Annotated in this window: 24 protein-coding genes; 15 read left to right on the top strand and 9 right to left on the bottom strand. The window is 59.7% G+C overall.

All coding sequences use genetic code 11. The features are described 5' to 3' along the window. The first annotated feature begins 487 nt into the window (after window positions 1–487). A complete protein-coding gene (locus V5D86_RS04205; RefSeq protein ID WP_414595451.1) occupies window positions 488–2,059 on the top strand; it encodes an ATP-binding protein in 1,572 nt (523 codons plus the stop codon). Here the strand turns inward: V5D86_RS04205 and V5D86_RS04200 are convergent. Then, the gene (locus tag V5D86_RS04200; RefSeq protein WP_414595450.1) at window positions 2,048–2,986 is read right to left on the bottom strand and encodes a hypothetical protein; all 939 of its coding nucleotides are present in this window, start codon (window positions 2,984–2,986) and stop codon (window positions 2,048–2,050) included. The two genes, V5D86_RS04205 and V5D86_RS04200, sit on opposite strands and share 12 nt — an antisense overlap. Before the next feature lie 290 nt (window positions 2,987–3,276). On the opposite strand from V5D86_RS04200, the gene V5D86_RS04195 reads away from it, so the two are divergent. The 6 genes from V5D86_RS04195 to V5D86_RS04170 all read left to right on the top strand — a co-directional run bounded on the left by V5D86_RS04195 (window position 3,277) and on the right by V5D86_RS04170 (window position 10,104). Then, the gene (locus tag V5D86_RS04195) at window positions 3,277–4,332 is read left to right on the top strand and encodes a pyridoxal-phosphate-dependent aminotransferase family protein (protein WP_414595559.1); all 1,056 of its coding nucleotides are present in this window, start codon (window positions 3,277–3,279) and stop codon (window positions 4,330–4,332) included. 2 nt (window positions 4,333–4,334) lie between these two features. Continuing rightward, the gene (gene serA / locus V5D86_RS04190; protein ID WP_414595449.1) at window positions 4,335–5,915 is read left to right on the top strand and encodes a phosphoglycerate dehydrogenase; all 1,581 of its coding nucleotides are present in this window, start codon (window positions 4,335–4,337) and stop codon (window positions 5,913–5,915) included. 4 nt (window positions 5,916–5,919) lie between these two features. After that, the gene (locus V5D86_RS04185) at window positions 5,920–6,312 is read left to right on the top strand and encodes a DUF6015 family protein (RefSeq protein WP_414595448.1); all 393 of its coding nucleotides are present in this window, start codon (window positions 5,920–5,922) and stop codon (window positions 6,310–6,312) included. Further along, window positions 6,312–8,204, top strand: coding sequence for an ATP-dependent DNA helicase (locus V5D86_RS04180; protein WP_414595447.1), 1,893 nt, complete (start codon window positions 6,312–6,314; stop codon window positions 8,202–8,204). Before V5D86_RS04185 ends, V5D86_RS04180 begins: the two co-directional genes overlap by 1 nt. Before the next feature lie 371 nt (window positions 8,205–8,575). Beyond that, window positions 8,576–9,811 (top strand): ATP-binding protein, encoded by a 1,236-nt coding sequence (locus V5D86_RS04175; protein ID WP_414595446.1) that lies wholly within the window; start codon window positions 8,576–8,578, stop codon window positions 9,809–9,811. Between the two features lie 23 nt (window positions 9,812–9,834). After that, the gene (locus V5D86_RS04170) at window positions 9,835–10,104 is read left to right on the top strand and encodes a hypothetical protein (RefSeq protein WP_414595445.1); all 270 of its coding nucleotides are present in this window, start codon (window positions 9,835–9,837) and stop codon (window positions 10,102–10,104) included. Here V5D86_RS04170 and V5D86_RS04165 read toward each other — a convergent pair. Genes V5D86_RS04165 through V5D86_RS04155 form a run of 3 tightly spaced genes read right to left on the bottom strand, consistent with a single transcriptional unit; the run spans window position 10,098 to window position 11,890 of the window. Beyond that, complete coding sequence (locus tag V5D86_RS04165) at window positions 10,098–10,724, bottom strand: tRNA 4-thiouridine(8) synthase ThiI (RefSeq protein WP_414595444.1); 627 nt, start codon at window positions 10,722–10,724, stop codon at window positions 10,098–10,100. The genes V5D86_RS04170 and V5D86_RS04165 overlap by 7 nt on opposite strands. Then, entirely contained in the window at window positions 10,721–11,290 is a 570-nt protein-coding gene (locus tag V5D86_RS04160) for an exosome complex RNA-binding protein Csl4 (RefSeq protein ID WP_414595443.1), read from the bottom strand. Before V5D86_RS04160 ends, V5D86_RS04165 begins: the two co-directional genes overlap by 4 nt. A 6-nt stretch (window positions 11,291–11,296) precedes the next feature. Further along, on the bottom strand, window positions 11,297–11,890 hold the full coding sequence (locus V5D86_RS04155; RefSeq protein WP_414595442.1) for an METTL5 family protein: 594 nt from the start codon (window positions 11,888–11,890) through the stop codon (window positions 11,297–11,299). Between the two features lie 369 nt (window positions 11,891–12,259). On the opposite strand from V5D86_RS04155, the gene purH reads away from it, so the two are divergent. Both purH and V5D86_RS04145 read left to right on the top strand, forming a co-directional pair. Next, window positions 12,260–13,861: a bifunctional phosphoribosylaminoimidazolecarboxamide formyltransferase/IMP cyclohydrolase gene (gene purH, locus V5D86_RS04150; protein WP_414595441.1), complete on the top strand. Its 1,602-nt coding sequence runs from the start codon at window positions 12,260–12,262 to the stop codon at window positions 13,859–13,861. 102 nt (window positions 13,862–13,963) lie between these two features. Then, on the top strand, window positions 13,964–14,932 hold the full coding sequence (locus tag V5D86_RS04145) for a Na+-dependent transporter (protein WP_414595440.1): 969 nt from the start codon (window positions 13,964–13,966) through the stop codon (window positions 14,930–14,932). A 24-nt stretch (window positions 14,933–14,956) separates the two neighbouring features. Here V5D86_RS04145 and V5D86_RS04140 read toward each other — a convergent pair whose 3' ends face one another. The 5 genes from V5D86_RS04140 to V5D86_RS04120 form a co-directional block, all read right to left on the bottom strand. Then, window positions 14,957–15,184, bottom strand: coding sequence for a helix-turn-helix domain-containing protein (locus tag V5D86_RS04140; RefSeq protein ID WP_414595439.1), 228 nt, complete (start codon window positions 15,182–15,184; stop codon window positions 14,957–14,959). 6 nt (window positions 15,185–15,190) lie between these two features. Then, complete coding sequence (locus tag V5D86_RS04135) at window positions 15,191–15,703, bottom strand: DUF2975 domain-containing protein (protein WP_414595438.1); 513 nt, start codon at window positions 15,701–15,703, stop codon at window positions 15,191–15,193. Window positions 15,704–16,073: 370 nt separating this feature from the next. Continuing rightward, window positions 16,074–16,289, bottom strand: a complete 216-nt coding sequence (locus V5D86_RS04130) for a hypothetical protein (RefSeq protein ID WP_414595437.1) — start codon at window positions 16,287–16,289, stop codon at window positions 16,074–16,076. 675 nt (window positions 16,290–16,964) lie between these two features. Beyond that, window positions 16,965–17,765 carry a carboxylating nicotinate-nucleotide diphosphorylase gene (gene nadC / locus V5D86_RS04125; RefSeq protein WP_414595436.1) on the bottom strand — a complete coding sequence of 267 codons (801 nt, stop codon included), beginning with the start codon at window positions 17,763–17,765 and terminating at the stop codon, window positions 16,965–16,967. Between the two features lie 2 nt (window positions 17,766–17,767). Further along, window positions 17,768–18,997, bottom strand: a complete 1,230-nt coding sequence (locus V5D86_RS04120; RefSeq protein WP_414595435.1) for an MBL fold metallo-hydrolase — start codon at window positions 18,995–18,997, stop codon at window positions 17,768–17,770. A gap of 315 nt (window positions 18,998–19,312) precedes the next feature. On the opposite strand from V5D86_RS04120, the gene V5D86_RS04115 reads away from it, so the two are divergent. From V5D86_RS04115 to fsa, 6 genes are all read left to right on the top strand, one after another. After that, window positions 19,313–21,352, top strand: coding sequence for a hypothetical protein (locus V5D86_RS04115; RefSeq protein WP_414595434.1), 2,040 nt, complete (start codon window positions 19,313–19,315; stop codon window positions 21,350–21,352). A 133-nt stretch (window positions 21,353–21,485) separates the two neighbouring features. Further along, on the top strand, window positions 21,486–21,785 hold the full coding sequence (locus V5D86_RS04110; RefSeq protein WP_414595433.1) for a transcription factor S: 300 nt from the start codon (window positions 21,486–21,488) through the stop codon (window positions 21,783–21,785). A 2-nt stretch (window positions 21,786–21,787) separates the two neighbouring features. After that, complete coding sequence (gene pcn, locus V5D86_RS04105) at window positions 21,788–22,525, top strand: proliferating cell nuclear antigen (pcna) (RefSeq protein WP_414595432.1); 738 nt, start codon at window positions 21,788–21,790, stop codon at window positions 22,523–22,525. Window positions 22,526–22,527: 2 nt separating this feature from the next. Further along, window positions 22,528–23,361: a transketolase gene (locus V5D86_RS04100; protein WP_414595431.1), complete on the top strand. Its 834-nt coding sequence runs from the start codon at window positions 22,528–22,530 to the stop codon at window positions 23,359–23,361. Then, the gene (locus V5D86_RS04095; protein WP_414595430.1) at window positions 23,358–24,296 is read left to right on the top strand and encodes a transketolase family protein; all 939 of its coding nucleotides are present in this window, start codon (window positions 23,358–23,360) and stop codon (window positions 24,294–24,296) included. Before V5D86_RS04100 ends, V5D86_RS04095 begins: the two co-directional genes overlap by 4 nt. Window positions 24,297–24,300: 4 nt before the next feature. Continuing rightward, window positions 24,301–24,948 (top strand): fructose-6-phosphate aldolase, encoded by a 648-nt coding sequence (fsa, locus tag V5D86_RS04090; protein ID WP_414595429.1) that lies wholly within the window; start codon window positions 24,301–24,303, stop codon window positions 24,946–24,948. Window position 24,949 lies beyond the last annotated feature (1 nt).

Genomic DNA, 24,949 nt, shown 5'->3' with positions numbered 1-24,949 from the left:
CGCCATAGCGGGATCGCACACTTCGTAAGGCCTCCTGCGGATGCCTCCGTCAAAGGAAGGGACTGCATGTTTGCGATGTCTCCATGCATACACATGTCTGCATGCAGAAGCAACAGCGTGCCATCATGCAGGGACGACTCTGCCCTAGGGTCCTGTGACAGCTGTGGCATGCGGCCCTCCGGTGACCGATCACACCTACCGATTAAGATATTATCATCACATATTGCCATTAGCATCCTATGGAGTGTCTTTGAATTCGGAGGATATGCCTACAATCATCGTAGAATCATCACATATTCCGTGGATAATCATCGAAATCGTGGATTTTCACGTATATTTCTATGCATAAAACACACCATTAGCAGACTTTCTGAATGATAAACGGCGTTAAAAATTTCTATGAAAATGCAAGATTCAGACCATATTTTTATGTAAAAATGCATAAATTCAGCATGTTATTTTATAACCGAATCACACTCTGAGGCATATGTACAGAAGAGCGTACGGGGAGCTCATGGGATGGAAGGCCAGTCCTGACAGGAAGCCTCTCCTGTTGGAGGGTGTCCGTCAGTGCGGGAAGACGTTCCTGCTGAAGGAGTTCGGCAGGAAGGAGTTCGATTCCATGGTGTACGTGAACTTCGAGAGGACCGGCTCCGTCGGAGCCCTGTTTGAGGGTGACCTGGATCCCGAGGCGATCGTGCGCAACCTGGAGATCGTCCAGGGCAGGAGGATAGTGCCGGGGAGGACCCTGCTGATCCTGGACGAGATCCAGAGCGTCCCGTCCGCGCTGACCTCGCTGAAGTATTTCGCCGAGGAGATGCCGGAGCTGCACGTGGCATGTGCCGGGTCCCTCCTCGGGCTGATAACATCGAAACCCGACTCGTTCCCGGTCGGGAAGGTGGACCGCATACGCCTGTACCCAATGGACTTCCCAGAGTTCCTCCATGCCAACGGCGAGGGGGACCTTGCGAGATACATCATGGACAAGGGGGAGGACGACATCGTCCCCCAGCCGATCCATGACCGGTTGGAGCCGTACTTCCGGGAGTATTATCTGGTAGGGGGCATGCCTGGCGCGGTATCGTCGTGGGTCAAAAACCACAATATCTCCGCCGTGACCAGGATCCTGAAGAACATCGTCATGGACTACAGGGATGACTTCTCCAAGCATGCGGGTGACGAACTCCAGAACGTGACCCACATCTGGGACTCCATACCCTCGCAGATAGCCAGCGAGAGCAAGAAGTTCGTCTTCGGCCACGCGAAGCCGGGGGCCAGGGCAAAGGACCTGGAGAAGGCACTGACATGGCTGATTGACGCTGGCCTGGTCTACAAGGTGTGTCGTGTGCAGTCCCCCGCGGTCCCGTTGAGCGGCGTGTGCATGCCGACGAACTTCAAACTGTACATGGCCGATGTGGGCATCCTCAGGGTCATGTCCGGGAAGGGAGGGGAGGTCATGTCAGGAGGCACCGGGGACGACCATCTGTTCAGGGGTGCGCTGGCGGAGAACCATGTCCTGTGCCAGATGTTGTCCGGGGGTGCCGAGAGGGCATTCTACTGGAAGAAGAACGAATTGGAGGTGGACTTCCTGATCGACGGAAGGGATGGACCGGTCCCGGTGGAGGTGAAGGCCGAGATCAAGATCGATGCCAAGAGCCTGATGAGGTACATCTCCGATTACAATCCCGACCGTGCGTTCGTGGTGTCCATGAGGCGCGGAGGAGGGGACGCATATCGTCTGGTGCCGTTGTACTGTTCCGTGATGATACCGACGTACTGCGGTATTGAGGCCATCGGCGGACAGGATGTGCTGACGGACGTCGTCATCGGCCCGTATAGACGGAACTTCACCATAGGGGATTGGGCCGTCGACGGTTCCGGTTATGTCCTCACGATACCGCGCAGGAAGCACGGGATCGCCTCTCCCGGCACGGTGCAGGTGTTCGCCAGGGAGGGGGACCTGTTCAGGGAGGTGCAGGTGACGAAGATCGTGGATCTCGAGGGCAACGTCATGTTGGGTTCGAACGCGTCGTTCGACGGGTTCGTGTCAATCCTCTGAACCGATGACCGGGGGATACAGACCTCTCTGACATCCTCCAGAGATTATCCCTCGGTCCTCCCCTGGCATCTCCACTCCGTACGCCTCCATCACGTCCCTGACCTCGGACCTCAGCGGCCATCCCTTGGGGGACCTTCCCGCGATGACCGACTCCATCCTCCTTATCAGCGGGTGGTCGAACCTCCTCAGGACGTCCCTGTGCTTCAGATAGAATATCACCGCGAGGAGCCTGTCGTTCCAATCCTCCTCTATTTCTATGATATATAGGGAATGGACGAACGCGTCCGCCATGGTGAGCTCCCTGTCCGTCCTGCAGTAGTACGTCCTGCGGGTGACGAGCTCCACCCCATGGTCCCCGTAAACCGAGAACCCCGTCCTCGGGTCGCCCTCGTCCGTAGGGGACGAGTACACGACGAAGTCCCTCCCGCGGCGGTAGACGGTCACCGGATGGTCTATCCCGTCCACGGTCACCGAGTCGTACCTCTGCTGCTCCTCCAGGAACACCGCCAGGTCGGCCCATGCCCTGCGGTTCACGGTCAGTCCGCCGTCCGTGCGGACGAGGATCCCCCGTCCGGATGCCTCGGACGCCTTCCGTGACACCGTCACGCGGTTGAGCTCCAGCGCCCTCGCGACGTCCGTCACCGTGGATGGCGCGAGGAATCCCATCAGGACCGGTATGCCGCACCCCGACAGCAGGTCCACGAGCCCCGCGTCACCGGTCAGGACCTCCGCGAGCTTCCCGACATGTGCCCTCCTCTCGAGCGACACCCTCCCGCGGGACACGGACACCACGCCCTTCTCCCTGAGGGACCTGGCGATCCTGTACGCCCCGTTCCCGGTCATCCCGAGCTCCGATGCGACCTTCCCGACGGTGTCGCGGCCCGTTCCGACGGCATGGACGAACCTCAGCTCGCCTGCAGAATACATGTAGTCTAAATAGCAAATTCAATTTAAAGAATTTGCTGAATAGACTACACTCATGAAAAATGGTCCAAAATCAAGATGATATTGTTTTTTCACCAGAACATTCGGAACATCCATTTTTCACCATCACACATGATCTAAATTTTCATGTTTTTATACAATTATGAACAAAATACATCATCTATCCTCACACGTTCCTTCTTTCACCCCTCTCGCACACGCGTGACCTTTAATTAGGAGGCTCCGATACACAATGCATCAGCCTCAGGGCATGAGGGATTATCTTGAGCAGAATGCTGTACACAGTGGGCCCCGTTCACGTCGCGCCCGACACTCTCGAATCGATGACCAAGCCTATGATTACGCATCGCTCCGGCGAGTACAAGGAGCTCCACGCGAACATCGTGGAGAAGATCCGCAAGGCCCTCGACACCGACATGGACGTCTTCCTGGTCGCCGGGTCCGCCACCGTGTTCAACGAGGGTGCCATCAGGAACGCCGTGAACGAGAGGTGCCTCGGGATCACCAACGGTTCCTTCGGCAACAGGCTCATCGAGATCGCCGAGCTCAACGGGAAGGCCGTGGACAAGGTCCAGGTCCCCTGGGGCAAGGCCATGAAGCCCGAGGACATAGCCGGGAAGGTCGGCAAGGACATAGAGGCGGTCCACTGGGCGGCCAACGAGTCCTCCACGGGGGTGTTCAGCGACAGCGTGGCACTCTCCAAGGCGGTGTCCGAGCAGAACCCCGACGCCCTGAAGATCGTCGACGCCGTCACGGCCGCGTTCGCCATGGACATGAAGGTCAGGGACATGGATGCCGACGCCATCATATTCGGCACGCAGAAGGACCTGGGGCTGCCCCCGGGACTCGCCATCATGCTCTGCGGCGAGAGGATGCTCGAGAAGGCCAAGACCGTGAAGAACCGCGGTTTCTACACCGACCTGCTCAAGATCAAGAAGCAGAGCGACACCAACTACGCCCTGACCACGCCGCCCGTGTCCCTCATGTACGGGCTGGACTACCAGCTGGACAAGATGCTCAAGGAGGGCATGTCCAACCGCTATGCCAGGCACGCCGAGATGGCCGCCCTCATCGAGGACTGGGCCGACAGGAGGCTGGCAGGCGTGTTCCCCGAGGAGGGGTACCGTTCCAAGGCGCTCTCCGTCCTCAACAGGGGGGAGCTCGACTTCGATGCGTTCCACAAGAAGCTGAAGGCCAAGGGCTACGAGATCTCCAACGGATACGGGGAGGTCAAGGAGAAGACGTTCAGGATCGGCCACATGGGAGACGTGACGCCTGCGGGCATCAGGGAGCTCCTGGCCGCTTTCGATGAGATTTTGGAGGAGTGAACATGGTTGCAAAAGTACTGATTTCAGACCCGCTCTCCGAGGACGGGGTCAGGATCCTCAAGGACGCAGGATTCCAGGTTGATGAGAGGCCCGGGCTCTCCGAGGACGAGCTCTGCGGCATCATCGGCGATTACGACTGCCTCATTATCAGGTCTGGCACGAAGGCCACGAAGAAGGTCATCGACGCCGGGAAGAACCTGAGGGTCATCGGACGCGCAGGGGTCGGCGTGGACAACATCGACGTGCCCTACGCTACGGACAAGGGCATACTCGTCATGAACACGCCGTCGGCGAACATCCTGTCCGCCGCCGAGCACTCCTGCGCGATGCTGCTGGCACTTGCCAGGAACATCCCCTTCGCCCACGAGTCCATGCACAGGGGCGAGTGGAAGAGGTCCAAGTACACCGGCGTCGAGCTCAACGGGAAGGTCCTGGGGATCATCGGCGTCGGGCGCGTCGGAGGCGAGGTCGCCAAGCGCATGAAGGCGTTCAACATGACCATGATCGGGTACGACCCGTTCCTCCCGAAGGACGTCGCGGACTCCCTCGGGGTGAGGCTCACCACGCTGGAGGAAGTGATCTCCAAGTCCGACTTCATGACCATCCACACCCCGCTGCTGCCGGAGACCAGGAACATGATCTCCCTCCCGCAGTTCAAGATGATGAGGCCCAACGCGCGCATCGCCAACGTGGCGCGCGGCGGCATCGTCAATGAGGACGACCTCTACACCGCGCTGAAGGAGAAGATCATCGCGGGCGCCGCGTTCGACGTTTGGTGCGACGAGCCCCTGAACGACGACGAGAAGAAGCTCCTCGAGCTCGAGAACCTGGTCACCACGCCCCACCTCGGGGCGTCCACCGTGGAGGCCCAGGAGAGGGTCGCCATCGAGATCGCCGAGCACGTGGCGATGTACCTGAAGGACGACGTGGTCTCCAACGCCATCAACGCGCCCCGCGGCAAGCTGGACGCACAGACCGAGCCGTTCATGCCCCTGGCCGAGAGGATGGGGTCGCTCGTCCAGCAGATGGTTGGCAACAACCCCCTGGACAAGATCGAGATCGCGTACTGCGGAGGCCTCGCGGGCAAGCAGACCAAGCTCCTGACCGTCACCACGATCATTGGGTACCTCAGGAACATAATCGGGTCCGCCAACATCATCAACGCCCTCCCCGTCGCGAAGCAGAAGGGCATCGAGATCGCCGAGACCAGCAACGACACCGCAAAGGACTACTCCAGCATCATCGAGGTCAAGTTCACCTACGCCGGGAAGACCCGTGCGATCCGCGGTACCGTCATCGGGGGCATACCCAGGCTGGTCGGGGTGGACGCATTCTCCTTCGACATACCCATGAGCGGGGACATGATGTACGTCCGCTACAAGGACGAGCCCGGGGTCATCGGCATCGTCGGCAACATCATCGGCGACGCCGGCGTCAACATCGCCCAGATGACCGTCGGGAGGAGCGGGAAGTGCGCCATGATGTTCCTCACCGTGGACAGCAACATCCCCGAGGACGTCGTCGCCAAGGTCGCCGAGGCGGTCGGCACCGAGGACGTTAAGTTCCTGGACCTGGCGGAGTGATACCATGACGGTGATCACCATCCACAACCTGACGATGGCGATAAAGAACAGCATCGACAGCAGCTCCCGCGCGATGGAGGAGGAGGAGGCGTACGACCTCGCCCACAGGGTCCTGAACTTCTTCGGGTACGCGGACAGGATCATCGACAACATCCTGGAGCCCGAGGACAGGGACGCGTTCTACATGCTGGAGGACGCCGGCATCCTGACCACCGAGAGGGAGGAGACCACCCTGTACGACGGGAGGGAGTGGAGGATCCACTACTGGCTGTTCCGCAGGGAGAGGATCAATGAGCTCCTGCTCCAGGGCCCGAGGACGGCCGAGGCGGTCACCACCGCCGAGTTCAACTACGACGAGCTGCCCGATGACATCTGGCAGCGCGGATCAGAGAACTGATGGACGTATTCCCGTACGAGTACCGTCCCGGGCAGAGGGAGCTCGTCTCCTTCATGTCGGATGCCACTGCGGACGGGATGTGCCCCGTCGTCGAGGCGGGCACCGGGATGGGCAAAACCATATCCGCCCTGGCGGGGACGATCCCAACGGCCAGGGCGAGGGACCTCAGGATACTCTACCTCACGAGGACCAAGTCCCAGCAGGCCCAGGTCATCCGCGAGTGCGGGGCGATAGGCGACGTGATCTGCATAGCCCTCCAGGGCAGGTCCGCGTCATCGTGCCCGATGATGCGCGACGACCCTGACCTCAGGTCCGGCACCCCGGAGGAGATCTCCAAGCTCTGTTCGGAGTTCAAGAGGAAGACCGAGACCGGGTGCCACTGTCCGTACTACGCCAACCTGGAGGGCGCCGACAAGGAGCACTGGCTCTCCGTCCTGAGGGATCATCCGGACCCCGCGTCCTTCGCGGAGATATGCGAGGAGGCGACCGTCTGCCCCTACGAGCTGATGAAGCAGCTCCTCCCCCATGCGGACGTCATAGCCGCCTCGTACCCGTTCGCGTTCATCCCCCCGATACTCTCCAGGATGGAGGAGTGGCTCGGCATCACGAGGGACAGGATGATCCTCATCGCGGACGAGGCCCACAACCTGTCCGACTACCTCCGCGACACCCAGACCTACGAGTACTCGCTCAGGGCGATGGAGCTCGTGGACAGGGAGGCCAAGGAGCAGGGCGACCACGAGATACACGAGGGCCTCACGGTCACCGACATATCCGCCGTCCTGAAGGAGGTCCTGACATACGCCGTGAAGGAGTACCTGATCGACGATGACGGCATCCTCCCCCCGCACTTCGTGGAGGAGGAGCTGATGTCCCGCCTGGGGGTGACGTCCGTGGCCATCGACAGGATGGCCAGGGGCCTTCAGGACCTGGGCGACATCATAGAGGAGAGGAGGAAGCAGAGGAGGAAGCTCCCCCGCTCGTACATAGGCTCCATGGGAAGGTTCCTGGAGCTGTGGAGCTCCGGGTCGGAGAACTGCTCGGTGTCCCTTGTACTCGGGGGCGACAACCCGTGCTTCCAGTCGTACTGCATGGATCCCGCACCGGCCGCGACGCCGCTGAACGAGTGCTATTCGTCCGTCCTCATGTCCGGGACGCTCGACCCGATCGACGCGTTCGTCAAGGAGCTCGGCCTGGAGAGGGCGGTCCCGAGGCACTTCGACGGCGGGTTCCCGCCGGACAACCTCCTCACGCTTTACTCGGACAGGGTGTCCATGAGGTACGAGGAGAGGTTCCTGGAGGAGAATTACCGGAGCCTAATGTCACTGGTATGCGACTCGGTGAACGCCGTCAGGGTGAACACGGCGGTATTCTTCCCGTCGTTCGACGTGATGGACCGGATGATAGGTGACGGCCTGGAGTCCCGTCTGGGACGCGATGTCTACCACGAGCGCAGGGACATGCCCCAGAGCGAGCTCATGGAGACCTTCGACCGTTTCAAGACGTCCGAGGGCAGCGTCCTGTTCTGCGTCACCGGCGGGAGGATATCCGAGGGGCTGGACTTCCCCGACAAGGCCCTCGAGATGGCTGTCCTCATCGGGATCCCGTATCCGAAGCCCACCGCGAAGCTGAGGGCGATGACCCGCTACTACGACATGAGGTTCGGGGACGGGAGGGCGTACGTCGCGACCATCCCCGCCACGAGGAAGATGAGGCAGTCGATAGGGCGCCTCATACGTTCGGAGACCGACCGCGGGGTGGCGGTTCTCCTGGACCGCAGGGTGTCCAACCTGAGGCTGGGTGCGATGCTGTGCTACGACATCCCTGCGGCGGTCAGGGCGTTCTTCGATATCGCGGAGCGATCCGGCCGATCTGTTTCGTTTTCCGAATAACGCATTCTGTGTATTGTCCAGAACACCATATGCATCAGGAACGTTACCGTGTTGAACGGTATCATTTCGTACAGGATCACCATGAGCCAGATTCCGCATCTCATTCTGTCCGATACCGGTGGGCGCATCCTCTCAGCATGTCCATGCCTCCGGAAAGCGCAACTATGATGGCAGTGAATATCGCCAGGATGGATGCCGTCTTTGAGTAATCGTCATTGAAGCATGTTCGATTCAAACGCTGGAATCATGTCGCATACGACGAGATATGTGAGAATTTGTAAATATTTTGTAATCAAACTTACAAAACTATTGATTTCTAAAAGTTTTGTAAGTTAACTTACAATTTTATATCTTCATTCTATTTAGGGGTCATGGAGAGAAGGGAGGTCATACGCAGGGGCTATCTCAGAAGGCTGGCCATGGGCAGGGACGATACCGATGTGGTGAAGATTGTGACCGGTATGCGCCGTTGCGGTAAGTCGACCCTTATGAGGCAGTATATGGACGTCCTTCACAATGATGGTGTTCCGGACGAGAACATCGTCTACGCGAACTTCGAGTCCGCAGCATTCAGGAGCATCGAAGACAGCGATGACCTGGACAGCTGGCTCTCCGATATCATCCCTCGGGTCGGAAGGACGTATGTCCTTCTGGACGAGATCCAGGCCGTGAGAGGCTGGGAACGCTCGATCAATGCGCTCCTTGTGGACAGGGACGTGGACATATACATCACAGGCTCCAATGCATACCTGCTCTCCTCTGACTTGTCGACATACCTGTCCGGACGTTATGTGGAGGTCCCGATGCTCCCGCTCTCCTTCCGCGAGTTCCTCGAACTGAATCCGGCGGACGAGGACACGGACCGTTACGGGAGGCTGATCCAGTACATCTGGACGGGTTCCCTTCCGATGGTTGATCTGGACCGTGATTCGGAATATACGACCGATCTCCTGTTCGGGGTGTATTCCACCGTTGTGAACAAGGACCTCCAGACGCATCTCAACGTGAAGGACCAGGTACGCTTCGAGAGCATAGTCCGGTTCGTGATGTCCAACATAGGGAACACCACCAGCAGCAACAGCATATCGAAGGCGACGGGGACATCCACTGCCACGGTCAGGAGATACCTCAGGGGACTGGAGGATGCGTTCCTGATACACAAGGTGTACCGTTACGACATCCGTGGCAAGAGGCTCATGAAGACCCAGGAGAAGTACTACGTCACTGACACGGGCATCAGGAACACCGTCCTGGGGTCCGCCGCTGGTGATGATCTGAGCCGCCAGATCGAGAACCTAGTGTATCTGGAGCTGAAGCGGAGGGGCTATAGGGTGGACATAGGATGCTACAGGGATCGCGAGGTGGATTTCACCGCATGGAGGGATGGCAGCGTGGAGTACTTCCAGGTCACGCAGACGATGCTGTCGGAGGAGACGTACGAACGCGAGACCCGCTCTCTCCTGGAGATGGGGGACAACTTCCCGAAGACGATCCTCTCCCTCGACCCGTTCGTCAGGCCTCTCGGTAACGGATTGAACCATAGGAACATCGTGGATTGGCTCCTGGACGATCCGACGGACCGTCGATTCCGACCTCAACCATTATAACGATGACTCAGAATCCGTCGCTCATGGAAATTCAGGTCGACGAGGATGTCAGGCAGATGATCACATCCCAGGGACGTGATTACAGGGTCTGCACCGCGTGCGCCGGACCCGCGCTCGTTCCGATCACGATAAAAGGGCCGAAACAGTCGGACATAAAGATTCCTGTAGGCGATAACACGCTCTACATATCCCGCGTCCAGGCACCGTACATAGGCCGTGTGACCATGGACATGCTGTACGACAGCGACGAGATAGACGCCTGTCCTGCATTCTACGTCAGACGCCGTTACTGAACCAGATAGGCGGCGTCGGCGGAGGCTCTCGCGAGAGCGTCGATGTCCACCGTCTCCGACATGGAGACGACCTTCTCCGGCTTGGCCTCCGTTATGGGCCTCACGGGGACGATTGAACAGCCGTGGCCGGGGCGGATCGAGACATCGTACGTCTCGATCTCCTTCGCTATGGCCTCGATCTCGATCTTGTCATACCCGATCAGGGGTCTGGCCACGGGGAAGTCCAGGCCTATGTTCTCGGAGCGGATGTTCCTGAGCGTCTGGGACGCCACCTGTCCGAGGGAGTCTCCCATGACGATCCCGGAGCAGCCCAGTTTCTTCCCGAGCTCCCTCGCGGTCCTCTGCATGACGCGTTTGCACATGACGCACTGGTAGTTGTAATCGCACCTGTCGTGTATGGCGGTCTGCGAGTCCCCATGGGGGGCGAACCAGAGGGGCAGCTCCTGCCCGGTCGCTTCACGAAGGATCCTGGCTATCTCCATGACGTCCTTCCTCTGGACCTCGTCGGAATAGGGCGTGTTGTCCATGTGGAGAAGGACCACCTCCGCGCCTGCCTGGCACATGCGATACGCCGCAACGGGGGAGTCTATCCCGCCGGACAGCAGTGCGATCAGCTTCATTGGAGCTTCACGTCGCCGTAGTCGTCCGCCAGCTTCCTGGGCATGGCGTACCTGCACTCGGGGCAGAACAGCCCGTCGCCGTTCTTGGAGACGACCATCTCGGTCTTGCACTTCGAGCACAGCGCCCTGATGCATCCGAGGTGCTGGTCCTTGGTGGTCAGCTGGAGCGAGGGCTTGGTCTCGGTGACGACCGCGCGTATGAAGTCTCCCTTGCGGAGCTCCCTGTCCACGTCGTCGGTGTACTTGGGGGATATCTTGGAGACGTGTATGGTCGCATACGTCTCCCCGCCGACGGTCTTGTCGGACCCTTCCTTGGCGATGACGTCCGCGGTGGCCATGGTCTTCCTGATGTCGGCCACCACAGCGTACACGACATCCCCTTTCTTCAGGATGTTGGGGGGGTTGGGGGACTGCACGGATGCGGTGCAGTCGTTGTCGTCCAGGGTCAGGTATCCGACCTGGGACGCGTAGACGGTGCCGTTCTCGGCAAAAGTCCCCTCGCCTGCGGCATACTCCTCCTCTATGGCGACCTCGTCGCCGGGCATAACGAATATCGATGAAGTCATTGGGAATCACCTGATGCCGACCGCCACGACTTCGACGGTCTGTTTCATCTTGGTATGGAACGAGAATAGATGCGGGATTTCGTACTTATAGGTTCTATGCCAGAACACGGACCTTCCGTGCTTGTTGCAGAAGTCCTCCACGAAGCCGAGGGTGTTGGCCATGTGTATGGAGTAGACACAGTCCGACAGCGTCAGGGCCTTCTCGAGGAAGGGGCGGTCCGCGTGGCCTTTCTGACATCCGAACGGGGGGTTCATGACCACGGTGTCGGCGCCCTCGTCGACGTCGCGTATGTCCGACAGGTTGAACGAGATGTCCGCGCCCTGCGCCTCCGCGTTGACCCGTGCGATGGCCAGCGCCTTCTCGGACACATCGTATCCGACGACCATCCCCGCATCCATGAGCCAGGCGCCTATCGAGAGCATCCCCGTGCCGCATCCGAGGTCCATGACCTTCAACCCCTCGATGTCGCCGTTGCGGTACGCCTCGAACAGTATGTCCGCGGCCATGACCGCCGGGGTCATGTACTGTTCCATCGAGGCGTCCGGATCGCTGAACGGAAGCACCGACTGGAGGCGCATCTCTAGCTCCCTCTTTCTCATCGTCCACCGTAAGGGCACCCTTGGATTTATCACACGCGTTCGTCACCGTCCGATCCGCATGTCGGGGATCCCCTCGAGAGCATCCGTTGCCCGCAAGCCGTGATGGCCACCCGATGGCAACCAAACTTGCGGGCCTTATCAGGATGTTACGATATAGCATTTCATTTTATTTAATCAATAGCCTAAATTGGCAGAGAACAGACCGGGTTTGGAACAGGTCGTTCAGGATGGCATTATCTGGCGCGCATGTCAACAGCATAGGGTCCTGTGCCGGGGAATGCACACGTCTGAAACCTGCTACGATTTCCGTAGAATATCAACGAATATCACAGCGGAACCAGGGATAATTTAACTAGAGGCATCGGATTGATGGCACGCATACATGGGTATGCACCTCGCGAGAGGGGGTATACTTTGGCCAAGATCAAAAGAGCAATCATGAGCGTCTCCGACAAGACCGGAATCGTCGATTTTGCGAAGGCGCTGTCTTCTATGGGCGTGGAGCTGATCTCCACGGGTGGCACGTTCAAGGTCCTGAAAGAGGCGGGGATCCCCGTCACGGAGGTGTCCGAGGTCACCGGATTCCCCGAGATGCTCGAGGGGCGCGTGAAGACCCTCCATCCGAAGATCCATGCGGGCATCCTCGCTCGCAGGGACGTCAAGGAGCACATGGACGCAATCGCGGACAAGGGCATCCAGACCATCGACATGGTCGTCATCAACCTCTATCCGTTCAAGCAGACCGTCCTCAAGGAGGGCGTCTCCTTCGATGAGATCGTGGAGAACATAGACATCGGTGGGCCCAGCATGATCCGCGCCGCCGCCAAGAACTACAAGGACGTCGCGGTCGTCACCAAGCCCTGCCAGTACGAGGACATCGTGAGGCAGCTCCAGGAGGGCGGCGAGCTCTCCCTGGAGACGCACCAGAGGCTCATGGCGGAGGCGTTCGTACTCACCGCCAACTATGACAGCATGATCGCCGCCCAGATGAGCGAGCGCTTCGTCGACGGATTCCCCGATTCGTTCCCCATCCCCTCCGAGAAGGTCGAGGACCTCAGGTACGGGGAGAACCCCAACCAGAAGGCCGCGTTCTACAGGGACCCGTTCACCCCCGGCGTCACCGTCGCTCGTGCGGAGCTCCTCCAGCACGGGAAGCAGCTGTCCTACAACAACATCCTGGACCTGGACAAGGCCATGGACATCTGCATGGACTTCGAGAGGCCCACCGCGGTCGTCATGAAGCACACCAACCCCTGCGGTCTCGCGTCCGCCGACACCATCGACGAGGCTTTCCTGACCGCGTACAACGTGGACCCGCTATCCGCGTTCGGATGCGTCATCTGCCTCAACAGGCCGTGCACCGTCGCCACCGCGACGGAGATATCCCAGCACTTCGTCGAGGCGGTCATCTGCCCCGACTACGAGGAAGGCGCCGTGGAGATCATGGAGGTCAAGAAGAACATCCGTCTCCTGAGGACCAACTGCCCCATCGGACCCTCCAATAGGGTCAGGGAGATGAAGGTCAAGAAGGTCCAGGGCGGAATGCTCGTCCAGACCGACGAGGACGTTCCCATAGACCCCAAGAACCTCAAGGTCGTCACCGAGCGTGCGCCGACGGAGGACGAGATCCACTCGCTCCTGTTCGCATGGAAGCTCGCGAAGCACGTGACATCCAATGCCGTCGTGTACGTGAGGGGCGAGCGCGCCGTCGGTATCGGGGCAGGGCAGATGAGCCGCGTGGACTCCGCAAAGATCGCCACGATGAAGGCCAACGAGCCCACCGAGGGCTGCGTCATGGCCTCCGATGCGTTCTTCCCGTTCAGGGATGGGGTCGACGAGGCCGCCAAGGCCGGAGTGACCGCCATCATACAGCCCGGAGGAAGCATAAGGGACCAGGAGGTCATCGATTCGGCCAACGAGCACGGCATGGCGATGGTCTTCACCGGATGCCGCGTGTTCAGGCACGGATGAAACTCCAAGAGGGCCCTTCGGGGCCCTCTATACCTTGATAAAGATTAACAATTTATTGATAGTCGATAATTTTATAACAGTCCCGGGTCTGACACCCCTCATATGAATGCGAAAGACCTGCTGAAGAGCAGCGCCTTCATGATGATGATGGCACTGGTCGTCGCGCTCATCACGAACTTCGCCGGGGCGTTTCCCGGCGAGGTCCTGGATGCCGATGCCCGCTCCAACCTCACGGTGCTGTTCCTCGCGATAATGCTGACGGTCTCCCTGTCCCGGGTGCCCTTCAAGAACCTCAACCCCGTCACCAACTGGAGGTCCGTCCTCAGGGCGGTGTTCCTCGGCATGGTGATCTCGTCGCTGATCCCGCTGATCGGGTACTATCTGCTCAAGGACACGGAGTTCGGGGCCCAGGCCATGGGGCTCATCTTCATAGCCGCCACGCCGTTCGCCGCGTCCGTCGTGCCTCTCTCGTACGTCCTGAACGGGGACATGGAGCACGCTGCCAGGGGGACCATCCTGGTCTACGTCCTGTCCCTCGCATGGATCCCGTTCATCGTCTGGCTCACTCTCGGCGAGATCGTGGACATGAAGTCCGTCTTCATCACCGTGATCGAGATCATCGGGATCCCGCTGGTGCTCTCCAGGCTCCTGACCCGCTTCAAGTTCGACAAGGACATGATGGCGATCTTCCTGAACTGCTGCATCTTCATACTCGTCTGGCTCTCCGTGGGGTCGACCAATTTCGCAGGGGATGTCTGGATCTTCGTGGCGTTCCTCATCATCGCGGCACTGCGCTCGTTCTTCCTCGGGAACGTTCTGGAGGTCGTCGAGAAGAAGGCGGAGATCCACTGGTCCCAGAGGGTCACCGACATCCTGATGACCTCGTACAAGAACAAGGGCATCGCCATCGCGACATGCATGGCCGTCCTCGGGCCCACGGGGCTCGCCCCTCTGGCGATGGTCGCGATAGCCACATCCATCATCGTGGAGATCAGCTGGGTGGCGTTCATGGACTCCGTCCTGTTCAGCAGGAAGAGGATGGAGCGCGAGCTGTCCGCGGAACGGCAGTGAATCCTTTGCGGGGGATGCCCCGCATCAAACCTCTTCCGATCTTTCATCATCCTCGATGTACTCGAGGATGTCCCCGGGCTGGCAGTCCAGCGCCTTGCAGATCCCGTTCAGGGTGGAGAACCTTATGGCGGCGATCTTCCCCGTCTTGATGTTGGACAGGTTCACGTTGGATATGCCGACCTTCTCCGCGAGCTCGTTGAGCTTCATCTTGCGGTCGGCCATTACCCTGTCCAAACGAAGGATGATCGTCATGTTACCTCACAGCGTATGGTCCGCATCCGTCTGAAGGATCGCACCGTAGCGGAACACCAGTGCGAGGCAGTACATCACGACGCTTATCAGCAGCGATCCGAAGAAAAGGAACAGGACCGCTGAGATCTCCCCTCCTGAGACGATCTGTATGGCGGGCATGACGACGGCTCCTGCGAGGTAGCACCAGGACATGGCCTTCAGGAGCTGGACGTTGGAGTCCACGAAGGGGCTGTGCTCCTTCTGGATCGAGTTCATCAACCTTCTTACGATCGCGACGGTCAGGAATCCGAGCACCAGGAGGACCATGAGCTGGATGAACAGCGGGGCGGTCATCGCAGGGTCGCCGGTGATCGTCTCGGTCCATACGTTCAGCTGATCCTGGACGCTGTCTGAGAGGAACGACCCGATCCCGAACGCCACGCTCACGAGTATCATGGCAGCGAGTACGATCTCGCCCACGAGCATGACCTTGGAGGCGTAGAAGCATACCTTCTTCAGTGTGTGGAGGTCGCCCTTCATGATAGTCGATAATAAAATTCCGACTTAACTGTTCCGACGGTCCGCTGTCGGCTATGCTGGGTACAGTGAATTGTCCTATAATATCATACATAAACGAATGATGGTTATAAAGACCTTCATATATACAGTTCATAGTCATTATAAAATGTTATATGGAGTTATGATTGTTTATAGATTATCGATTCAATCCGTATGGTTGGGGATCTCTGTATGATTGCGGACCATCCTCCAACTTCGGATACGGTGATCGTCCTGTCTTCGAGAAGATTACAATCGAGTGCCAATCTGAATGACTTTTACGAAATCAAAGATGTCTGATTGGTTTACGAGTCGTGCCGATATACAGCCTCATATCGGCACGATCAGTGTTTCATTCCTTGTTGAGCTCTTTCGCGGTCTCTTCGAGCTCGACGGGGATGATGGGCTGTCCTGCGGCCTTTCTGGTCATGTGGCCTCCGGGGCCTCCGCGTGCGACACGGGCCTTTTCGAGGCACTCGATGTCGTCGCATACGAATGCGGCGTAGACGATGTTCTTGCAGGGCTTGCCGCAGAACTCGCAGGTGTAGTCCTCCATGTTCAATGCCATGAGTCCGAAATCCCGTTTATCTGATTTTAGAGTTAGGGTCCTATAGCAATAATATGGATTGTAACGATGTACCAAAGTCAATAATCTCGGGAGAGTCAGAACATTAGCACCATATCCTGCTTACACAGGGGATCTTGATATCGAGCTGAACTTTGTTTTCTCTGACAGGGATGCGATGCAGGATCCGACTATTGGACGGGGAGTACAGTTTGACTGCGATGCAATACCATGATCCATCAGAACTTCAATTTAACAATAGGTGTCGATAAATCCAATAATGGTTCAAGGTATCATGTCTGATAGCACTTCATGGAATCCTTATCAACGGTTGTGCGGCTTCTCTTTCGAAGGTGAAGATGATGGCAACAGAGTCATTCTTTGAGGATCTGGTCATAGGCACGCCCGAAGCTATTGCTGATCTAGAAACGTTCGCACAGAGGGGTGCTATATTGGAGCATAGTGGTAGGCAGGAATATCGGTCCCAGCAGACGATGTTCGCAGGGTTTATGCTGCGAAGAAAGATCCTCAGTGATGGCTTGGACACCTGTCAGTTTACCAAATCGTACATATAGTCAAGAATAGGAAAGGAACTTTGAATCAGACGATGGTCTTTGTCTGACCATCGATCCCTCCTCGGACTGCCGGTCACGTGTTGTTGCCGCTCTCTCAGGCGGGTCAGTTCACGTCCATGCTGAACATGGACGCCTTCGCAGAATGCGTGAGGCTTCCCAGGGATACGATGTCCGCCTTTCCGACGTAGTCCGCGATGGTGTCCACCGTGACTCCGCCGGATGCCTCGACGAGGGTCCTGTCGTTTATCCTCTTGACGGCGTCCCGGATCTCCCCCGTGAGCTGCGGTCCGCAGTTGTCGGCCATGATTATGTCCGCGCCCATCTCCGCCGCCAGGACCGCATCTTCCATGTTCTCGACCTCGATCTCCACCTTCACGGAGAACGAGGCCTTCCTGACCTTCTCCATTGCCGGACGGACCCCTCCGCAGGCCTTGATGTGGTTGTCCTTGATCATTATCATGGAGTCCAGCGCCATGCGGTGGGTGTCGCCGCCGGCTATCCTCACGGCCTCCTTCTCGAAGTCCCCGAACCCCGGGGTCGTCTTCCTGGTGGCGGCCACCGTGATCCTCCCGCCGACCCTCTCGATCGCCTCCGCGGTGAGCGTGGCTATGCCGCTCATCCTCATGAGTATGTTCAGCACGGTGCGTTCGGAGGAGATTATCGCGGGGAGGGGCCCGGATATCGAGGCCACCCTCGTCCCCGCCCTCGCGCGGTCGCCGTCCTTCACCAGGGCGGTCATGGATATGCCGACGGAGTCCAACAGGTCGTCTATGACCGAGATCCCGGCGATCACCGTGTCCTGCTCGCACGTGATGTACGCGGAGCCGTCGGTGTCCGGGACGGTCAGCTCGGTGGTGATGTCACCGCGCCCGATGTCGGCCTTCAGGAATCCGTCGGCCCTCATGGTCACACGTCCAGCTCGAACTCCTCGCCGGTCATCGGGAGGATGACGTTGTAGTCCGTCAGGTCGGGGAGGAACTTCTCCCTGCCGTCCGAGTGCATGAAGATGACGTTGTCGGGGTCGCAGGCCTTGATGAAGTCGAGGATCTGGTCGTGGTCGGCGTGGGCGGAGAAGTCGTACTTCTGGAGCTCGCATGCGACCTTGCAGACCTCGCCGTCGATGGTGACGCAGCCCTGGTCCATGAGCATCCTGCCGTTGGTGTCCTCTGCCTGGTATCCCACGAGGAGGATCGCGCTCTTGGGGTCGTTCTTTATCTTGTTGAGGTACCTGATCACGGGGCCTCCGTCGAGCATGCCGCCGGTGGTCACGATGATCTGGCCCTTCATGGCCGCCTCTCTGCTGCCGGGTCTCCTGACCTCGTTGAACTTCTTCCTGGCGCTCCTGAGCTGCCTCTCGTCCCTGAGGTACTCGGGGTAGTCGAGGAACAGGCGGGTGACGGACCTTCCCATGCCGTCGACCCACATCTCGTAGTCCAGGTCCTTCAGGAGCATCATGATCTCCTGGGTCCTTCCGACCGCGAAACAGGGGACGAGCACGGTGCCTCCGCGGTCGATGACCTCCTCCACCTTCGCGAGGAAATCCCTCTCGGTGTTCTTCCTAGGAGGGTGGTTGCGGTCGCAGTACGTCCCCTCGATGAAGAGGTTGTGGCAGTCCTTGGGCTTGGCGCCCTTGACCAGCCTCTGGGCCTCCGTGTGGATGTCTCCGGAGTAGATCGTGTTGACGTCGCGGCTGAATTCGAACATCGCCGCTCCGGGGACATGTCCCGCATCGAGCATCCCGACGTCCACGTGGTTGATGGTGATCTCGTCGCCGTAGGTCATGGGGACCACGCACTGCATGGTCCTCTCGATGTCGTCACCGGAGTACGGCTGGACGTAGTCCTCGGCCTTCGCGATCTTGAGGGTGTCCTTCATCATCAGCTCCGCGACCTCGGCGGAGAGGGGGGTGGTGAACACCTCGCATCTGTCCCTCCCGACGACCTGGGGGACCATCCCGCAGTGGTCCAGGTGGCAGTGGGTGAGGAACAGGTGATCGATCTTGGGTGCAGGCAGGGGGAACTCAGGAGGTTTGGTGGGGCTGAGTCCATACTCGACGAGTATCCTCATCCCGTCCCCTTCCATGGTCATTCCCATGCGGCCGACCATGTCAGCGCCGCCCAGAAACTTGAATTTCATTTTCATTGCTTAGGCTCCTTTTCGTGCTGCCTTCCCTGGTCGGGAAGGCCGATATGTGAAGGGGGCACGCCCCCGTCGACCGTGATGTGACACAGGACCTCACGTCCCGTATTATAAGGATAAGAAGGGAATAACACGCGCTATTATTTTAACGTGAGCTTTAAAACCGTGGCAGAGACAGATGGTCATACGACAATAAATTGTCTGAACTGCATTTCTGAGGCCTTTCGGGGTAGCCAGTGCTTCGGAGGCTGGCTATTGTGTCATTTCGGAAGTGCCAACACCATTAAATGGAAAGCTTACGTTCCCTGACTCATGGGAGCGCTCGACAAAAGAATATTCAGCGGTGTGGCTATCGTAGCCGCGCTGCTGTTCGTCGTGTCGGCCGTCATGCTCTTCATCAGCGACGCAGAGCTGACCGCCGATGACAATTCCACCGCATTGTACATTTTGACTGTCGCAGGAATACTGGCTATCGTCTATTCCGCACCCACCATCATAAATGGCGAGAGCTTCGTCAGGAAGATCTCGAGCATACTTGTCGCCATCACCGGCGTCCTTTTCATAGCAACCGCGTTCTCCGGCAGCAGCGCTCCCACTGTGATTGCAGCTGCAGGCATCGTGGCCGGTCTCGCGCTGGTCGCGGACATGCTGGCCCTCTGGGTCAGTCGCATCTACGGGGCCATGTATGTCTCCGCCATCCTTGCGGCCGTCGACCTCGTCATGGGCGTCATGTGTCTCATCAAGGGATACGACGGCACGTTCGTCCTCGGACTCCTCGTGGCGTTCGCCGCGTGGCTCGCCATCGGCACCTGGATCGCACTCTTCGTGAAGACCGATTCCGCGCCCAAGACCCGCGAGGTCATCGAGGCTGCCACCTCCAGCAAGAAGGAGAAGCCCCAGGCCCAGAACAAGAAGGCCACTCCCAAGGCGAAGAAGGTCGAGCCCAAGAAGGAGGATACCCCCGCAGAGGAGCCCAAGGCCCCCGTGGAGGAGATGAAGGAGGAGCCCAAGAAGGTCAGGACCGTCGAGCTCCCGAAGACCCCCAAGACCCAGGAGGCCATCCAGAAGACCCAGGAGCCCAAGAGGGAGGAGTCTGCGCCCAAGCAGGAGCAGAAGGCCCCCTCCAAGGCGATGGGAGACTTCATGAGCAAACTCATGAACTCCAAGGATGCCAACGAGGTGACCAAGCAGACCGATTCGCCAAAGCAGGTCGAGACCCCCGTGGTGAAGGTCGAGGAGCCCAAGAAGGAGGATACCCCCGCAGAGGAGCCCAAGGCCCCCGTGGAGGAACCTGCCGAGGCTCCCGCAGAGGACGTTCCCGAGGTCCCCGAGGTCACCGTTCCGGACGAGCCCTACGAGTCCGTGATCGCGGCACCCGTCGAGCCCAAGAAGGAGATCAGCGAGTTCCACACGGCCGAGCCCGACTGGGGCCTGGTGTCGAAGGACTCCTCCGTCTCCCCGAAGGAGGCCCGCAAGGATGCGCTGGTCGAGAAGGCAGAGGAGCCCAAGAAGGAGGAGACCCCCGCAGAGGAGCCCAAGGCCCCCGTGGAGGAACCTGCCGAGGCTCCCGCAGAGGACGTTCCCGAGGTCCCCGAGGTCACCGTTCCGGACGAGCCCTACGAGTCCGTGATCGCGGCACCCGTCGAGCCCAAGAAGGAGATCAGCGAGTTCCACACGGCCGAGCCCGACTGGGGCCTGGTGTCGAAGGACTCCTCCGTCTCCCCGAAGGAGGCCCGCAAGGATGCGCTGGTCGAGAAGGCAGAGGAGCCCAAGAAGGAGGAGACCCCCGCAGAGGAGCCCAAGGCCCCCGTGGAGGAACCTGCCGAGGCTCCCGCAGAGGAGCCCAAGGTCGAGGAGCCGGTCGCAGAGGATGTCCCCGTGGCACCCGTCGCGACCCCCGTGTCGGTGCCCGACGAGCCCTACGAGTCCGTGATCTCCGAGCAGATCCAGACCAGGGACGATGAGGAGAAGCCCGCAGAGCCAGAGCCCGACTGGGGAAAGGTCACCGAGGACTCCATGGCATCCTCCGATCCCGAGGAGGGAGAGGACGATCTCTACACGGACAACTCCCCCGAGGCCCGTGTCAGGAGGGCTGCGTGGAACAAGAACCTCAGGTGCAGGAGGGGCTACGGCCCCCACAACATCCCCGTCGCCTTCGTCAAGGCGAAGGTCGCCGTCTACGTGGACGAGCCCGGAGCGGACACGTCCGTCGACGAAGAGCTTCGTGCGGAGGGATGGGAGGTCCTCAGGTTCAACGCCGCGGACGTCACGGACGGGAAGGACGAGTGCGAGAAGATCTGCGCGGTCGTCAAGCCCAGGACCAAGACCACCAAGAAGAAGTCCAAGAAGTGAAAAGGACGGGGCACGACCCCGTCCCAACCCTTTTCCAAACACCCTTCGGCCATTTTACTAACGCGTCCTTATAAGCGAAGGGCGGACAACTTTAATACCGCCATTCGATGCCTGTGCCATAGAGGCTGAAAATATGTTTTGCCCGTCATGTGGTTCGATGATGTTCCCCCGCGGGGGCAAGTACGTCTGCGACAAGTGCGGCTCCGAGAAGGAGCTGGGAAAGAAGGCCGAGGTCATAAAGACCGATTCGAAGGACAAGATCACCACGGTGATAGAGGAGGACACCGCCACCCTGCCCAAGACCCGCGTCCTCTGCTCCGAGTGCGGACACACCGAGGCTTTCTTCGTCATCAGACAGACCAGGGCCGCGGATGAACCTGAGACCAGGATCTACCGCTGCTGCAAGTGCAACCACACCTGGAGGGAGTACTGAGGATGTTCAAGGCGGACCTCAAATCCGACACCCTGAAGGGTCTCGTCAACATCATCTCCACCCTGATCGACGAAGTGAAGTTCACGATCACGCCCGAGGGGATGACCCTCAAGGCCGTGGACGCCGCTCACGTGGCGATGATCGAGATGGAGATCGGCAAGGATGCCTTCGAGTCATATGAGGCGGAGGCCTGCGAGATCGGCCTCGACCTGGACAAGGTCAAGAGCGTCCTGAAGCTCGCATCCTCCGGCGACATCATCAGGATGGAGCAGGACGACACCCACGGCAGGCTCGTGTTCAAGGTCGGAAACATCACCAGGCGCATGAACCTGGTCGACACCGCGAGCATGAACGACCCCAAGGTACCGCAGCTCTCTCTGGCCACCGACATCAGCCTCATGGTGGACGAGCTGCAGAAAGGGATCCGCGCCGCGGAGTCCATATCAGACCACATCACGCTAAGGGCGGGATCCGACTATTTCGAGCTGTCCTGCGAGGGGGACACGGACTCCGTGTCCCTCAGGCTCGAGGGCGAGTCCATCGTCTCGATCAATGCGGACGCGGAGGTCCAGAGCATGTTCCCTCTGGACTACTTCTCGAACATCACCAAGGCCATCCCATCCGGGACCGTCGTGAGGGTCGAGCTGGACAGCGATTATCCCGTGAAGCTCGTCTTCGCCCTTGCCGACGGCAAGGCGAAGGTCAATTACCTCCTCGCACCCAGGATAGAGAGCGATTGAACATGACCGTCACCGACGTGAACGAACTCAGGCGCATAGCCAACCACCTAAGGCTCGACGTCATCGACATGACCTCGGCCGCAGGATCCGGACACCCCGGAGGCTCCCTGTCGTCCGCAGACCTCATGGCGGCGCTGTACTTCGGGGGCGGGATGAACCACGACCCCTCGAACCCCGCGTGGGAGGACAGGGACCGCTTCGTGCTCTCCAAGGGGCACGTCGCACCCATCCTGTACGCCGCGCTCGCGGAGTCGGGGTACTTCCCCCGCGAGGAGCTCCTGTCCCTGCGCAAGCTCGGGACGAGGCTCCAGGGCCATCCTGTCCGCGGGAAGGTCCCCGGGGTGGAGATGTCCACCGGGTCGCTCGGCCAGGGGCTGAGCATGGCGTGCGGCATCGCCCTCGCCGGGAAGATGGACTGCAAGGATTACCGTACGTTCTGTCTCCTAGGGGACGGGGAGCTGCAGGAGGGCCAGAACTGGGAGGCCGCGATGTTCGCGCGCCAGTACGGACTCTCCAGGCTCATCGCCATCGTGGACAGGAACCGTCTCCAGATCACGGGGGACACCGAGGACGCGGTCGGACTGGACCCGTTGCCCGAGAAGTGGCAGTCCTTCGGATGGAACGTCATCGTCATAGACGGTCACGACATCCCGATGATCCTGGAGGCGGTCTCGAAGGCTTCCGAGTCATCCGAGAGGCCCACGGCCATAATCATGAACACGGTCAAGGGGAAGGGCGTCTCCTTCATGGAGAACAACGCGTCCTTCCACGGGAAGGCCGCCAACCGCGACGAGCACGAGCAGGCCGTCAGGGAGCTCCAGGAGGGGATGGAATGACCGACAGGATCCCACAGCGCAACTACTACGGAAAGGCACTGGCGGAGCTCGCCAGGGACGACCCGCGCGTGGTCGTCATGGATGCGGACCTCGCAGGTTCGACGAAGACCTCCGACTTCCAGAAGGCATGTCCTGAGAGGTTCGTCGAGGTCGGCATAGCGGAACAGAACATGATCGGCATCGCGTCCGGTCTGGCAGCGTCCGGCAAGGTCGTCTTCGCATCCACATTCGGCATATTCGCGACCGGCAGGTGCTGGGAGCAGATCAGGCTCGCCGTCGCATATCCGAGGCTCAACGTGAAGATATGCGCCACCCACTGCGGCATAACCGTGGGAGAGGACGGGGCGTCCCATCAGGCGTTGGAGGACATCGCCATAATGCGCACCCTGCCGAACATGGTGGTCCTCTGCCCGGCCGACGCGTACGAGGTGTTCCAGGCCACGAAGGCCCTCGCGGAGTACGACGGTCCCGCATACATGCGCATGGGCCGTGCCGACTTCCCCGTGATAACGGACCAGGACGAGCCGTTCCAGATCGGGAAGGCCAAGGTCCTCAGGGAGGGATGCGACGTGACCCTCGTCGGATGCGGTCAGATGACCGCGTTCTGCATCGAGGCCGCCGAGGTCCTCGCCAAGGACGGCATATCCGCCGAGGTGGTCAACATGTCCACCATCAAGCCGTTGGACTCCGAGACCCTGACGGGTTCGGCATCCAAGACCGGGTGCTGTGTCACCGCCGAAGAGCACAGTATCGTCGGAGGGCTCGGGTCCGCAGTGGCCGAGGCCCTCGCGGAATCTTGCCCAGTGCCCCTCGAGAGGGTCGGCACGATGGACACCTTCGGCGAGTCCGGGAAGCCGGACGAACTCATGGTCAAATACGGGCTCACCACCGAGCACATAGTCGATGCGGCCCGCAAGGCAATCGCAAGGAAGTGAGGAAATGAAGATTTTCATAGACACCGCAAATCTGGACATGATCAAGGAGATCAACAGCTGGGGAATCCTCGACGGGGTCACCACCAATCCCAGCCTCATCGCCAAGGAGGGCGTCGACGTCAGGACCAGGGTCAGGGAGATCGCGGAGATTGTGGACGGGCCCATCTCGGCCGAGGCCATGTCCACTACCGCCGAGGAGATGGTGAAGGAGGGAAGGGAGCTCGCCTCCATCCACCCCAACATCAACGTCAAGCTGCCCATGTGCGTCGAGACCCTGAAGGCGACGAAGATCCTGTCCTCCGAGGGCATCAAGGTCAACGTCACCCTGATCTTCTCGCCCCTGCAGGCGCTTCTCGCGGCAAAGGCGGGAGCGGCGTTCGTCTCCCCGTTCGTGGGACGCCTGGACGACATCGGGCAGTACGGATCCGACCTCGTGGAGGAGATCATGGCGATCTTCAACAACTACGGCATCGGGACCGAGGTCATCGCAGCCTCGATCCGCGGACCCAACCACGTCCTGGACGCCACGCTGTGCGGATGCGACATCGCCACCATCCCCTACGACACGCTCAAGAAGATGATCGGACACCCGAAGACGGACGAGGGCATCGCCAAGTTCGTCGCGGACTACGAGAAGTCCAAGAAGAACTGAT

The sequence above is a fragment of the Candidatus Methanoprimaticola sp. MG2 genome, assembly GCF_047501175.1.
Lineage (GTDB): Archaea > Thermoplasmatota > Thermoplasmata > Methanomassiliicoccales > Methanomethylophilaceae > Methanoprimaticola.
This window is presented reverse-complemented; position numbering and strand designations above follow the sequence as displayed.

What these genes read in the sequence shown, in the direction of transcription:
- V5D86_RS04205 (WP_414595451.1), top strand. Translation starts at nt 488, where the DNA reads ATGTACAGAAGAGCGTACGGGGAGCTCATGGGATGGAAGGCCAGTCCT.
- V5D86_RS04200 (WP_414595450.1), bottom strand. Translation starts at nt 2,986, where the DNA reads ATGTATTCTGCAGGCGAGCTGAGGTTCGTCCATGCCGTCGGAACGGGC.
- V5D86_RS04195 (WP_414595559.1), top strand. Translation starts at nt 3,277, where the DNA reads ATGCTGTACACAGTGGGCCCCGTTCACGTCGCGCCCGACACTCTCGAA.
- serA (WP_414595449.1), top strand. Translation starts at nt 4,335, where the DNA reads ATGGTTGCAAAAGTACTGATTTCAGACCCGCTCTCCGAGGACGGGGTC.
- V5D86_RS04185 (WP_414595448.1), top strand. Translation starts at nt 5,920, where the DNA reads ATGACGGTGATCACCATCCACAACCTGACGATGGCGATAAAGAACAGC.
- V5D86_RS04180 (WP_414595447.1), top strand. Translation starts at nt 6,312, where the DNA reads ATGGACGTATTCCCGTACGAGTACCGTCCCGGGCAGAGGGAGCTCGTC.
- V5D86_RS04175 (WP_414595446.1), top strand. Translation starts at nt 8,576, where the DNA reads ATGGAGAGAAGGGAGGTCATACGCAGGGGCTATCTCAGAAGGCTGGCC.
- V5D86_RS04170 (WP_414595445.1), top strand. Translation starts at nt 9,835, where the DNA reads ATGGAAATTCAGGTCGACGAGGATGTCAGGCAGATGATCACATCCCAG.
- V5D86_RS04165 (WP_414595444.1), bottom strand. Translation starts at nt 10,724, where the DNA reads ATGAAGCTGATCGCACTGCTGTCCGGCGGGATAGACTCCCCCGTTGCG.
- V5D86_RS04160 (WP_414595443.1), bottom strand. Translation starts at nt 11,290, where the DNA reads ATGACTTCATCGATATTCGTTATGCCCGGCGACGAGGTCGCCATAGAG.
- V5D86_RS04155 (WP_414595442.1), bottom strand. Translation starts at nt 11,890, where the DNA reads ATGAGAAAGAGGGAGCTAGAGATGCGCCTCCAGTCGGTGCTTCCGTTC.
- purH (WP_414595441.1), top strand. Translation starts at nt 12,260, where the DNA reads ATGGCACGCATACATGGGTATGCACCTCGCGAGAGGGGGTATACTTTG.
- V5D86_RS04145 (WP_414595440.1), top strand. Translation starts at nt 13,964, where the DNA reads ATGAATGCGAAAGACCTGCTGAAGAGCAGCGCCTTCATGATGATGATG.
- V5D86_RS04140 (WP_414595439.1), bottom strand. Translation starts at nt 15,184, where the DNA reads ATGACGATCATCCTTCGTTTGGACAGGGTAATGGCCGACCGCAAGATG.
- V5D86_RS04135 (WP_414595438.1), bottom strand. Translation starts at nt 15,703, where the DNA reads ATGAAGGGCGACCTCCACACACTGAAGAAGGTATGCTTCTACGCCTCC.
- V5D86_RS04130 (WP_414595437.1), bottom strand. Translation starts at nt 16,289, where the DNA reads ATGGCATTGAACATGGAGGACTACACCTGCGAGTTCTGCGGCAAGCCC.
- nadC (WP_414595436.1), bottom strand. Translation starts at nt 17,765, where the DNA reads ATGAGGGCCGACGGATTCCTGAAGGCCGACATCGGGCGCGGTGACATC.
- V5D86_RS04120 (WP_414595435.1), bottom strand. Translation starts at nt 18,997, where the DNA reads ATGAAATTCAAGTTTCTGGGCGGCGCTGACATGGTCGGCCGCATGGGA.
- V5D86_RS04115 (WP_414595434.1), top strand. Translation starts at nt 19,313, where the DNA reads ATGGGAGCGCTCGACAAAAGAATATTCAGCGGTGTGGCTATCGTAGCC.
- V5D86_RS04110 (WP_414595433.1), top strand. Translation starts at nt 21,486, where the DNA reads ATGTTTTGCCCGTCATGTGGTTCGATGATGTTCCCCCGCGGGGGCAAG.
- pcn (WP_414595432.1), top strand. Translation starts at nt 21,788, where the DNA reads ATGTTCAAGGCGGACCTCAAATCCGACACCCTGAAGGGTCTCGTCAAC.
- V5D86_RS04100 (WP_414595431.1), top strand. Translation starts at nt 22,528, where the DNA reads ATGACCGTCACCGACGTGAACGAACTCAGGCGCATAGCCAACCACCTA.
- V5D86_RS04095 (WP_414595430.1), top strand. Translation starts at nt 23,358, where the DNA reads ATGACCGACAGGATCCCACAGCGCAACTACTACGGAAAGGCACTGGCG.
- fsa (WP_414595429.1), top strand. Translation starts at nt 24,301, where the DNA reads ATGAAGATTTTCATAGACACCGCAAATCTGGACATGATCAAGGAGATC.